Below are 11643 nucleotides of genomic sequence, written 5' to 3'. Positions count from 1 at the left end.
GGCGGGTTACGCCTTTATTGCACATCATTGAGGCCACGCTGCCTCCCCAGGTCCAGTACTCAGACAGGACAAGGGGCGACGGGTCATCCGACGAGGACCTCCTGCGCCATGGGTGAGGAGGATTCCTCCAAACGGGCTGGCCATGGATGGCCAGCACCGGTCCTGCAAGCGGAGCAGGATGCGAGAGCGCTGCAGGGCGCCGGGAGCTACAGGGACGTATTCATGCGTGTCCTCGCCGGATGACTCTGAGCCCCGAGCCAGCGCTCGCTCGGAGCCACAGCCCATCACTCTTCGGCCGCCAGATACTCATCCTTCAATTTGACGTAATTGCCGGCGGTATAGGGAAAGAAGGCGCGCTCCTTGTCCTTGATCGGGCGCAGCGCCTTGGCCGGGTTGCCGGCATAGACGTGGCCACCCTCCAGGCGTTTGCCCGGCGGCACCACGGCGCCGGCGGCGATGATCACCTCGTCCTCGACCACCACGCCGTCCATGACAATGGCGCCCATGCCCACCAGGATGCGATTGCCCAGGGTGCAGCCGTGCAGGATCGCCTTGTGGCCGACGGTGACATCGTCGCCGACGGTCAGCGGGAAGCCGTCGGGATTGAAGTCGCTGGCATGGGTGATGTGCAGCACGCTGCCGTCCTGGATGCTCACCCGCTGACCGATGCGGATGCGGTGCATGTCGCCGCGGATCACCGCCATCGGCCACACCGAGCAGTCGTCGCCCAGCACCACGTCGCCCAGCACCATGCAGGCCGGGTCGATGTAGACGCGTTCGCCCAGCTGCGGGCTCGTGCCCTTCCAGGGCCTCAGGGTCTTGGCTTCGCTCATCACACGCCTCCCGTCGTCAGATCAGTCCGGAGATCAATACTACCAGCGTCAGCGGAATCGACACCCAGCGCACTGTGGTGCGCCACACGCGAAAGCCGGTGGGCCCGGCGTCCAGGGCCCGCAGTGCTTCCACCTCGGGCAGCACCCAGGCGGCGAACACCGCGATCAGCGCGCCGCCGACCGGCAGGAAGATCTCCGGCGGCACCGTGGTCACCAGCTCGAAGACGTTCATGCCGAACAGCACATGGACGTCGGCCAGCGTCGAGAACGACAGCACCGACAGCAGGCCGACCAGCCATACCGTCACCCCCACCGCGGCGGCGGCCTGTCCGCGACCGAGCCCCCAGCCCTGAAGCGTGGCCACCATCGGCTCGGCGAGGTTGATCGACGAGGTCCAGGTGGCCAGCAGCAGCAGCAGGAAGAACAGCGACAGCCAGAAGGCGCCGAACGGCAGGTCGGCGAAGGCCACCGGCAGGGTCACGAACATCAGCCCCGGGCCCTCGGCCGGGTCCATGCCCTGGGCGAACACCACCGAGAAGATGGCGATGCCGGCCAGCAGGGCGACGGTCACGTCCAGCACCGCGACCCCGGCCGCCGCCCGCGGCAGGCTCTGGTGGTCCGGCATGTAGGCACCGTAGGCCATCAGCGCGCAGGCGCCCACTGCCAGCGTGAAGAAGGCATGGCCCATGGCATGGATCATCACCATGGGCGTCATCGCCGACAGGTCCGGCGTGAACAGCCAGGCCAGCGCCGGGCCGAAGCCGCTGGTGGTGGCAGCGTGGCCGGCCAGCACCAGCAGCAGCAGGTAGAGCAGCGGCATCAGCATGTTGTTGAGCCGCTCCAGCCCCTTGGTCACCCCGGCGGCCACCACCAGCATGGTCATCACCAGAAACAGGGTGTGGTTGAAGGTCATGCGGGCGGGATCGGCGAGGAAGGCATCGAAACCGGCACCGATGCTGGCGGCGTCCTGGCCGACGAAGTCGCCGTTGATCGACGAGACGAGGAACTCGATGGACCAGCCCGAAACCACCGAGTAGAAGGACAGAATGCAGAACACCGTGAAGGCGCCGAACAGCCCCAGCCACCGCCAGTGGCGGCTGTGTCCGGCCTGGGTCGCCAGGTGGCTGAGCGACTGCATCGGGCTTCTACGCCCGGCGCGGCCGATCAGGATCTCGGCCATCATCACCGGCAGCCCCAACAGCAGCACGAAGGCCACGTAGAGCAGCAGGAAGGCGGCGCCGCCGTTCTCCCCGGTGATATAGGGAAAGCGCCAGATGTTGCCCAGCCCCACCGCGGCCCCGGTCACCGCCAGGATGAAGGCGCGGCGGCTGCTCCAGCGCTCCAGGGTCTCGTTCATCGCCTCGTCTCCGGCCTGAAGTTGCAAAAGGCGCCAAGCCTAGCACATTGAAACCCGGCCCGGCCGCCCGCATCTAAGCGCTGTCACTCCTTTGCATCCCGAGGTGCGCATGTCCACGACCCCCCTGCTCGACGCCCACACCCTGCCGCCCTTCGCCGAGATCCGCCCCGAGCACGTGGTGCCGGCCATCGAGACGCTGCTGGCGGAGAACCGCGAGGCCATCGAGGCCCTGGTGGCCAGGGCCGAGCGGGAAACGCCGACCTGGGAGACCCTGGCCGCGCCGCTGGAGGCGCTGAACGACCGCCTGTCCCGGGCCTGGTCGCCGGTCTCGCACCTCAACGGCACCATGAACAACGAGGCGCTGCGCCAGGCCTACGAGACCAGCCTTGGCCTGCTCTCCGACTACAGCACCTGGCTCGGCCAGCACGAGGGGCTGTTCCGCGCCTGGCAGGCGCTCAAGGACGGCCCGGCCTGGGCCGCGCTCGACGAAGGCCAGCGCCGCACCGTGGACAACGCCCTGCGCGACTTCCGCCTGGCCGGCGTCGACCTGCCGCCCGAACAGAAGCGCCGCTACGGCGAGATCCAGTCGCGGCTGTCGAGCCTCGCCAACACCTTCTCCAACCAGCTGCTGGACGCCACCCAGGCCTGGCATCTGGACCTGCCGGACGCCACCCGGCTGGCCGGCCTGCCCGAGAGCGCCCTGGCCACGCTGGCGGCCAACGCCGAGGCCAAGGGCCGCGAGGGCTACCGCATCACGTTGGACTTCCCCAGCTTCCTGCCGGTGATGACCCACGCCGACGACCGCGAGCTGCGTCGCGAGGTCTACACCGCCTTCGTCACCCGCGCCTCCGACGAGGGGCCCAACGCCGGCGAGTTCGACAACGCCCCGGTGATGGAAGAGACCCTGGCGCTGCGCCGCGAGCTGGCCGAGCTGCTGGGCTTCGCCACCTATGCCGACTACTCGCTGGCCACCAAGATGGCCGAGTCGCCCGAGCAGGTGATCGGCTTCCTCGAGGACCTGGCCGAGCGCGCCGTGCCCCAGGCCCGCGAGGAATTCGACGAGCTGGCCGCCTTCGCCCGCGATGAGCTGGGCCTGGCCGCCCTCGAGCCCTGGGACGTGGGCTACGCCAGCGAGAAGCTGCGCGAGGCGCGCTTCGCCATCTCCCAGGAGCAGCTGCGCCCCTACTTCCCCGCGCCGCGAGTGGTCGACGGCCTGTTCCAGGTGGTCGAGCGGCTCTACGGCGTGACCTTCGAGGAAGACGAGGACGCCCCGCGCTACCATCCCGACGTGCGCTACTTCCGCATCCTCGATGACGGCGCGCCGATCGCGGGCTTCTACCTCGACCTCTACGCCCGCGAGGGCAAGCGCGGCGGCGCCTGGATGGACGAGTGCCGGGTGCGGCGCCTGGAAGGCGATGCGCTGCAGCTGCCGGTGGCCTACCTGACCTGCAACTTCACCCGCCCGGTGGGCGACAAGCCGGCGCTGCTGACCCACGACGAGGTCACCACCCTGTTCCACGAGTTCGGCCACGGCCTGCACCACATGCTGACCCGCCAGACCGTCGCCGACATCTCCGGCATCAACGGCGTGGCCTGGGACGCGGTGGAGCTGCCCAGCCAGTTCATGGAGAACTACTGCTGGGAGCGCGAGGGCCTCGACCTGATCGCCGGCCACGTCGACACCGGCGAGCCGCTGCCGGCTGAACTGTTCGACAAGCTGCTGGCGGCCAAGAACTTCCAGTCGGCGATGGGCATGGCGCGCCAGCTCGAGTTCTCGCTGTTCGACTTCCGCCTGCACCGCGAGGCCGCCGCGCCCTCCGCCGCCGACATCCAGGCGCTGCTCGACGAGGTGCGCGACGCCGTCTCGGTGGTGCCGCGCTCGGCCTTCAACCGCTTCCAGAACGGCTTCGGCCACATCTTCGCCGGCGGCTATGCGGCGGGCTACTACAGCTACAAGTGGGCCGAGGTGCTGTCTGCCGACGCCTGGAGCGCCTTCGAGGAGGCCGGCATCTTCGACCCCGAGACCGGCCGTCGCTTCCGCACCGAGATCCTCGAACGCGGCGGCTCCCGCGACGCCGCGGCGCTGTTCCGCGCCTTCCGCGGCCGCGAGCCCAGCGTCGAGCCGTTGCTGCGTCACAGCGGCATCCGGGCGGCCTGATCAAGCGACCCGAGACAGCCACCTGACCGACGTCATCGACACGGCGCGCCGGCCCACCCCGGCGCGCCGTGTCGGTTAGAATGACGGCACGACGTGCCGTGACACGCCACACTCATCGATTCCCAGGAGGCCTCATGGCCACCCAGAAACGCTTTATCGCCGGCGCCATCTGCCCGCGCTGCGCCGAGATGGATCGCATCCGCAGCTGGGAGCAGCACGGTATCCGCTACCGCGAGTGCGTGAGCTGCGACTTCTTCGAGCAGCTGCCCATCGAGGAGCAGGCGATGCCCGAGCTCGAGACCCGGGTCAACCGCGAGCCGAGCGAGCCACAGGCCGACGACCTGCAGACCGTGAAGATCCTCGACCCCAAGGGCTGAACCACCCGTGTTCGCCGCGGCCCGACCGCTGATCCCGCCCCGCCGGGTGCTCGAGGCGCTCGGCCTGGCCGCGGCCGCCGCCCTGCTGGTGGCGCGCGTCGACCTGGCCACCCTGGCCGCCGGCCTCGGCGTCTTCCTGTGGGGCATGACCCATCTCGAGGACGCCATCAAGCGCCTCTCTGGCGGCACCCTCGACCGCTGGCTGCACGACGCCACCCGCGGCCCGCTGCGAGCCATCGGCGTCGGCGCGCTGACCACCGCCCTGGTCCAGTCCAGCTCGCTGGTCACCCTGCTGGCGATGTCCTTCGTCGGCGCGGGGCTGGTCGCCCTGCCCGGCGCCATCGCCCTGATCTTCGGCGCCAATCTCGGCACCACCACCGGCGCCTGGCTGATCGCCGCCTTCGGCCTCAAGATCGACCTGGCCAGCTACGCCATGCCGCTGCTGGCGCTGGGGCTGATCGGCGGGCGGGTGCTGCAGGGCGCCCGCGCCGGCATCGCCACCCTGCTGCTCGGCGTGGGGCTGCTGTTTCTCGGCATCGACTTCATGAAGCTGGGCTTCGAGGCCTGGCAGGACGGCCTGTCGCTGGACGGCCTGGCCGGCGAGCACATCTGGCACTGGCCGCTGTTCGTGCTGTTCGGCGTGGTCGCCACCGTGGTGATGCAGTCGAGCCACGCCACGCTGCTGATCATCCTCACCGCGCTGGCCTCGGGGCAGCTGCCCTACCTGCCGGCGCTGGCCATCGCCATCGGCGCCAACGTCGGCACCACCGTGACCGCCCTGATGGGCGCCCTGGGCGCGGGCAGCGCCGGGCGCCGGCTGGCCGGCGCCCATGTGATCTTCAACCTGATCACCGCCTGCGTGGCCCTGGCCCTGCTGCTGCCGCTGGCCTGGCTGGTCGACGCCCTGGCCGGCCTGTTCGGCATCGCCGCGGACGACTGGACGCTGAAGCTGGCACTCTTCCACACCCTGTTCAACGGCCTCGGCATCCTGCTGATGCTGCCCTGGATTTCCCGCCTGGCCGGGTGGCTGGAGCGCTGGATGCCGGATCCCGCGCGCCAGGACCCGGCCCAGGCCCGCTACCTGGACGACACCGCCCTGGAGCACGCCGACACCGCCGTGGCGGCCATGGAACAGGAAGCGCGGCGCCTGGAGCGGCGCGCCTATCACCTGCTGTGCGCGGCGATCCTGATGCCCAGCGCCGAGGTCATCGGCCACCCGCCGGACCGCGAGGCGGCCCGGGCCGCCATCGATCCCGACGACTGGCCCTCGGTCAACGCCCGCTACCACGCCCGCATCAAGCCACTGCTGGCGGAGATCCTCGACTTCTACGCCCGCATCGACGTACCGCTCACCGAGGCGCAGGAAGCACGCCTGAACGCCCTCTACGAGCGCAGCCTGCGGCTGGTCGAGGCGGTGCGCTTCGGCGAAGTGCTGCAGCGCAGCCTGCTGCGCCACGCCGCCCCCGACAGCCCGCTGCGCGAGGCCCACGACGACCTGCGCATGGCGGTGGCCGAGGGCCTCAACCGCCTGGCCAACGCCCCGGACAGCGCCCAGGCCGGCAGCGGGCTGGAAGAGACCCGCCGCCACTGGCAGCACGAGCTGGCCGAGCGACTGCGCCGGCAGCGGCTCGACGCCTGGCAGGCCTCCTCGCTGATGAACGACCTGCATCAGGCCAGCCGCCTGCTGGAGGCACTGAGCCCGCCGGACGCCGCCGACTGAACCTGTGCGGAATTCCGCACATGGCGAGCCACCCCATGTGCGGATTCCCGGAACATCCCCATCCAGGCGACTTCGACCTTTGTCGAAACACTCTTTTTTAACTTTATGAAATAAAGAAACTTTTCCCGTTGTGGAACGGCCCTTGCTGCTGCATGGGCGTCGCAAGCCGGCCCGAGCACTCTCCGCTCGGACCGACCACAATGAACAATCCCGACGGGAGAAACGCCATGTCCACCACCACCCGGATCCTCACCGGCACCCTGGCCGGCGCCATGCTGGTCGCCGGCAGCGCCCAGGCCGATCGCAGCGAATGGCCGGAGAGCTTCACCGTGGGCACCGCCAGCCAGGGCGGCACCTACTTCGTCTACGGCTCCGGCTGGGCCAACATGATCGCCGACGAGCTGGGTCTCTCCGGCGGCGGCGAAGTGACCGGCGGCCCCAACCAGAACCTGGCGCTGGTGCACACCGGCGACCTGGCCCTGGGCCTGACCACCATGGGTCCGGCCGCCGAGGCGAAGGCCGGCCAGAGCCCGCTGGCTCCCGGCGTGCCGATGGACAACGTCTGCGCACTGTTCCCGATGTACGAGACCCCGTTCTCCATCACCACCCTGGCCGACAGCGGCATCGAGTCGATCTCCGACATCCCCGACGGCGCCACCATCGGCTTCGGCCCGGCGGCCTCCACGTCCGACACCTACTTCCCCAAGATCCTCGAGGAACTGGGCGTGGACTTCGAGCGCCGCAACGGCGGCTGGAACGACCTCGGCGGCCAGCTGCAGGACGGCCTGATCGACGTCATCGCCTTCGCCGCGGGCATCCCGGTGCCGGCGGTCAGCCAGCTCGAGGTGCAGACCGACGTCAACATCATCGAGTTCACCGACGAAGAGCAGCAGCAGATCGTCGACGCCTTCCCGGTCTCGCCGTTCCAGATCCCGGCCAGCACCTACCAGACCCTCGAGGAAGACGCTCAGGCGGTCTCCATGTGGAACTTCACCATCGGTGGCTGTGACCTGCCCGAGGACTTCGTCTACGAGATCACCAAGCTGAGCCTGGAAAACAACGACCGCATGCGCGACATCCACCGCAGCGCCCAGTTCAGCGTGCCGGAGAACATCCAGTACAACACCGTGCTGCCGTTCCACCCGGGCGCCGTGCGCTGGTACGAAGAGAACGGCTACGAGATCCCGGAAGACCAGCAGCTCTGATCCATTGACCGTCCCGCGACCCCGCGCCGCCCCGGTGCGGGGTCGCCTGTTCCCCGAGGGTGACTCCCATGTCCCAGCATCCCGATCCCCGTCACGCCGAGCGTGACGACGAGGAGGTCACTCCCGTCGTCGCCGAGGGCGTCGACGACGATGCGGTGGAATCCAACCGCCGCCTCTACACCGGTTGGCAGTGGCTGCTGTTCGCCGCCATTGCCATCGCCTACTCCAGTTTCCATCTGATCTCGCTGAACCTCTATCCGATGGAGACCTGGTCGTTCCGCATCGTGCACATCTGCGGCGCGCTGATCCTCGGCTACGGCCTCTATGCCGGCACCCGCTTCGCCGACGAAGGCCGTGCCCGCTCGCCCGCCTGGCTGGGCTGGCTGAGCTATGCGCTGCTGATTCCCGCGGGCTACGCGCTGTTCCAGGTGTTCATGATGCAGAGCGCCATGAACGACGGCGCCATGCGCATCGCCCCCGAGGTCGAGGCCTTCCACTACGGCTACCCGCTGATGCTGGCCACCGCCGCCGCCATCGTGCTGTCGTGGAGCTTCCGCCAGTATCGCAACCGCCTGTCGCCGGCCGACCTGGTGCTGATGGTCTGCGCCGTGGCCAGCGCCGGCTACCTGCTGGTGATGTTCAACAGCCCGCTGCGCGCCTCCACCGGCACGCCCTTCGCGCCCATGGGCATCTCCTACGCGGCGATCGCCGGCGCGGCGCTGATCCTCGAGCTGACCCGCCGCGTGGCCGGCCTGGCGCTGGTGATCATCGCCTCCATCTTCCTGATCTACGTGTTCGCCGGCCCCTACCTGCCGGGCTTCCTCGGCTATCCGGGCCTCTCGGTGGGCCGCTTCTTCAGCCAGGTCTACACCGACGCCGGCGTGCTCGGGCCGACCACCGCGGTGTCCTCGACCTACATCATCCTGTTCATCATCTTCGCCGCCTTCCTGCAGGCCTCGAAGGTCGGCGACTACTTCGTCAACTTCGCCTTCGCCGCCGCCGGCCGCGCCCGCGGCGGCCCGGCCAAGGTGTCGATCTTCGCCTCCGGCCTGATGGGCATGATCAACGGCACCAGCGCCGGCAACGTGGTCTCCACCGGCTCGCTGACCATCCCGCTGATGAAGAAGGTGGGCTACCCCGGCCGCAGCGCCGGCGCCATCGAGGCCGCCGCCTCCACCGGCGGGCAGATCATGCCGCCGATCATGGGCGCGGGCGCCTTCATCATGGCCGAGGTCACCGGCATCCCGTACACCGAGATCGCCGTGGCCGCGCTGATCCCGGCCATCCTCTACTTCCTGTCGATCTACTGCATGGTCGACTTCGAGGCCGCCCGCAAGGGCATGCGCGGCATGCGCAAGGACGAGATCCCGCTGTTCTCGAAGCTGGTCAAGCAGGTCTACCTGTTCGCGCCGATCATCATCCTGATCGCCGCGCTGTTCATGGGCTACTCGGTGATCCGCGCCGGCACCCTGGCCACCGCCTCGGCCGCCGTGGTGAGCTGGATCTCGCCCTACAAGATGGGCCCCCGCGCCATCCTCAAGGCCCTGCAGCTGGCCGGCACCATGGCCATCCAGATCATCGCCGTGTGCGCCTGCGCCGGCCTGATCGTCGGCGTCATCGCCCTGACCGGCGTCGGCGCACGCTTCTCCTCGCTGCTGCTCGGCCTGGCCGGCGTCAGCCAGCTGCTGGCACTGTTCTTCGCCATGTGCATCTCGATCCTGCTGGGCATGGGCATGCCGACCACGGCCGCCTACGCGGTGGCCGCCTCGGTGGTCGCCCCCGGCCTGATCGAGATCGGCATCCAGCCGCTGGTAGCGCACTTCTTCGTGTTCTACTTCGCGGTGGTCTCGGCGATCACTCCACCGGTGGCGCTGGCCTCCTACGCGGCGGCAGGCATCTCCGGGGACAACGCCATGGGCACCTCGGTGGCCTCGTTCAAGATCGGCCTGGCCGCCTTCATCGTGCCGTTCATGTTCTTCTACAGCCCGGCGATGCTGATGGAAGGCTCCTGGCTGCAGATCCTGCGGGTCGGCGTGACCGCCACTCTCGGCATCGTGCTGCTGTCGGCCACCGTGCAGTCCTGGTTCTTCGGCCCGGTGAAGCAGTGGCAGCGGCTGGTGATGCTGGTCGGCGCGCTGTGCATGATCTACGGCGGCATCGTCACCGACGTGGCGGGACTGGCCATCGGCGCGGCCCTGCTGCTGATGCAGCGAGGCCGTCACGGCGGCGGCACGCCCCGCACGGCGACGTCGAGCTGACGCGATCGCCATCGCCGAAGCATGGATGCAGAAAGGGCCCGCCATTGGCGGGCCCTTTTGCGTTGTCCGCGTCACCGGGCACGGGCTCCAGCCGATACGGCTCGCGGCCTATTCAGGAGACAGATGTGTTCGGGAGACGGACCGTCGATGCGCCGGCTTCCCACGAGCCGGAAAACAAAAGGCCCTGCCATCGCTGGCAGGGCCCTTCTTATTCGTCACGCTGCGCCGGCTCAGCCGCAGATGTTGTCCGCTACCCGCAGCGTGGGCTCGGCCTGGTTCAGGCCGAGATAGAAAGGGAAGTGCAGCCGGGGCTGCCCTTGGGCTCAGCCGCAGATGTTGTCCACCACCCGCAGCGAGGGCTCGGCCTGGTTCAGGCCGAGATAGAAAGGGAAGTGCAGCCGGGGCTGCCTTTGGGCTCAGCCGCAGATGTTGTCCACCACCCGCAGCGAGGGCTCGGCCTGGTTCAGGCCGAGATAGAAAGGGAAGTGCAGCCGGGGCTGCCCTTGGGCTCAGCCGCAGATGTTGTCCGCCACCCGCAGCGTGGGCTCGGCCTGGTTCAGGCCGAGATAGAAAGGGAAGTGCAGCCGGGGCTGCCCTTGGGCTCAGCCGCAGATGTTGTCCACCACCCGCAGCGAGGGCTCGGCCTGGTTCAGGCCGAGATAGAAAGGGAAGTGCAGCCGGGGCTGCCCTTGGGCTCAGCCGCAGATGTTGTCCACCACCCGCAGCGAGGGCTCGGCCTGGTTCAGCGTGTAGAAGTGCAGCCCCGGCGCGCCGCCGTCGAGCAGGCGCTGGCTCAGGCGTGAGATCACGTCCTCGCCGAAGGCGGCGATGGACTCGCTGTCGTCGCCGTAGGCCTCGAGCTGCTTGCGGATCCAGCGCGGAATCTCGGCGCCGCAGGCATCGGAGAAGCGTGCCAGCTTGGTGTAGTTGGTGATCGGCATGATACCGGGCACGATCGGCGCCTCGACGCCCAGGGCGCGGGCCCGTTCGACGAAGCGGAAATAGGCGTCGGCGTTGAAGAAGTACTGGGTGATGGCGAGGTTCGCCCCGGCCTTCATCTTGCGCGCGAAGTTCTCCACGTCGCGGTCGGCGTTCGGCGCCTGAGGATGGGTCTCCGGATAGGCGGCCACGGCGATGTTGAAGTGGTCGCCGGTCTCCTCGCGGATGAACTCGACCAGTTCGTTGGCATAGCGCAGCTCGCCGATGCCGCCCATGCCGGAGGGCAGGTCGCCGCGCAGGGCCACCAGGCTGTCGATGCCTTCCTCGCGATACTGGGCCAGCAGGTCGCGCAGGGCCGCCTTCTCGCTGCCGATGCAGGACAGGTGCGGCGCGGTGGTGAAGCCGGACTCGCGCACCATGCGCACGGTGTCGGTGGTGCGATGCTGGGTCGAGCCGCCGGCGCCGTAGGTGACGGAGAAGAAGCGCGGGCCGCGGGTGGCCAGGGCATCCCGGGTCTGCATCAGCTTGTCGCGCCCGGCCTCGGTGTTGGGCGGGAAGAATTCGAAGCTGATACCCAGCGGGTGCTCTTGTGCGCTCATCGATCCAGTCCTCTTGATGGAGCGGTGAAGGAGCCGCGTCGGCGACGGGCGGCAAATGAATGCGCCTATTGTGGCCAGCCGGCGGCGCGCCGACCAATGAAAGTTTCGTCGGTCCTGTATCGATTCCATTCATGTAGCATCCAGGATCTTCATGACTGAGACTCCAGATACCCGCCGCGGCCGCCTGACAGGCCCGG

Annotated in this window: 8 protein-coding genes; 5 read left to right on the top strand and 3 right to left on the bottom strand. The window is 68.9% G+C overall.

Annotation, left to right across the window (positions count from 1 at the left end; genetic code table 11):
• Positions 1 to 284: 284 nt before the first annotated feature.
• Both UN84_RS00345 and UN84_RS00340 read right to left on the bottom strand, forming a co-directional pair.
• On the bottom strand, positions 285 to 833 hold the full coding sequence (locus UN84_RS00345) for a gamma carbonic anhydrase family protein (protein WP_046078462.1): 549 nt from the start codon (positions 831 to 833) through the stop codon (positions 285 to 287).
• A gap of 16 nt (positions 834 to 849) precedes the next feature.
• On the bottom strand, positions 850 to 2190 hold the full coding sequence (locus UN84_RS00340; protein ID WP_046078463.1) for a sodium-dependent transporter: 1341 nt from the start codon (positions 2188 to 2190) through the stop codon (positions 850 to 852).
• A 109-nt stretch (positions 2191 to 2299) separates the two neighbouring features.
• On the opposite strand from UN84_RS00340, the gene prlC reads away from it, so the two are divergent.
• The 5 genes from prlC to UN84_RS00315 all read left to right on the top strand — a co-directional run bounded on the left by prlC (position 2300) and on the right by UN84_RS00315 (position 9908).
• Positions 2300 to 4348 carry an oligopeptidase A gene (gene prlC, locus UN84_RS00335; RefSeq protein WP_046078464.1) on the top strand — a complete coding sequence of 683 codons (2049 nt, stop codon included), beginning with the start codon at positions 2300 to 2302 and terminating at the stop codon, positions 4346 to 4348.
• Between the two features lie 134 nt (positions 4349 to 4482).
• Positions 4483 to 4725 (top strand): YheV family putative zinc ribbon protein, encoded by a 243-nt coding sequence (locus UN84_RS00330; RefSeq protein WP_035597144.1) that lies wholly within the window; start codon positions 4483 to 4485, stop codon positions 4723 to 4725.
• A gap of 7 nt (positions 4726 to 4732) precedes the next feature.
• On the top strand, positions 4733 to 6445 hold the full coding sequence (locus UN84_RS00325) for a Na/Pi cotransporter family protein (protein ID WP_052719305.1): 1713 nt from the start codon (positions 4733 to 4735) through the stop codon (positions 6443 to 6445).
• Positions 6446 to 6672: 227 nt separating this feature from the next.
• A complete protein-coding gene (locus UN84_RS00320; RefSeq protein ID WP_152662835.1) occupies positions 6673 to 7650 on the top strand; it encodes a TAXI family TRAP transporter solute-binding subunit in 978 nt (325 codons plus the stop codon).
• Between the two features lie 68 nt (positions 7651 to 7718).
• Positions 7719 to 9908 (top strand): TRAP transporter permease, encoded by a 2190-nt coding sequence (locus UN84_RS00315; protein WP_046078466.1) that lies wholly within the window; start codon positions 7719 to 7721, stop codon positions 9906 to 9908.
• A 695-nt stretch (positions 9909 to 10603) separates the two neighbouring features.
• Here the strand turns inward: UN84_RS00315 and metF are convergent.
• On the bottom strand, positions 10604 to 11446 hold the full coding sequence (gene metF / locus UN84_RS00310) for a methylenetetrahydrofolate reductase [NAD(P)H] (protein WP_046078467.1): 843 nt from the start codon (positions 11444 to 11446) through the stop codon (positions 10604 to 10606).
• Between the last annotated feature and the right edge of the window lie 197 nt (positions 11447 to 11643).

It is taken from the genome of Halomonas sp. HG01, assembly GCF_000968715.2.
GTDB lineage: Bacteria > Pseudomonadota > Gammaproteobacteria > Pseudomonadales > Halomonadaceae > Halomonas > Halomonas halophila.
Note: the sequence above shows the minus strand (reverse complement) of the source record. Positions and strands in the feature narration are given on the sequence as shown.

What these genes read in the sequence shown, in the direction of transcription:
- UN84_RS00320 (WP_152662835.1), top strand. Translation starts at nt 6,673, where the DNA reads ATGTCCACCACCACCCGGATCCTCACCGGCACCCTGGCCGGCGCCATG.
- UN84_RS00315 (WP_046078466.1), top strand. Translation starts at nt 7,719, where the DNA reads ATGTCCCAGCATCCCGATCCCCGTCACGCCGAGCGTGACGACGAGGAG.
- prlC (WP_046078464.1), top strand. Translation starts at nt 2,300, where the DNA reads ATGTCCACGACCCCCCTGCTCGACGCCCACACCCTGCCGCCCTTCGCC.
- UN84_RS00345 (WP_046078462.1), bottom strand. Translation starts at nt 833, where the DNA reads ATGAGCGAAGCCAAGACCCTGAGGCCCTGGAAGGGCACGAGCCCGCAG.
- UN84_RS00340 (WP_046078463.1), bottom strand. Translation starts at nt 2,190, where the DNA reads ATGAACGAGACCCTGGAGCGCTGGAGCAGCCGCCGCGCCTTCATCCTG.
- metF (WP_046078467.1), bottom strand. Translation starts at nt 11,446, where the DNA reads ATGAGCGCACAAGAGCACCCGCTGGGTATCAGCTTCGAATTCTTCCCG.
- UN84_RS00330 (WP_035597144.1), top strand. Translation starts at nt 4,483, where the DNA reads ATGGCCACCCAGAAACGCTTTATCGCCGGCGCCATCTGCCCGCGCTGC.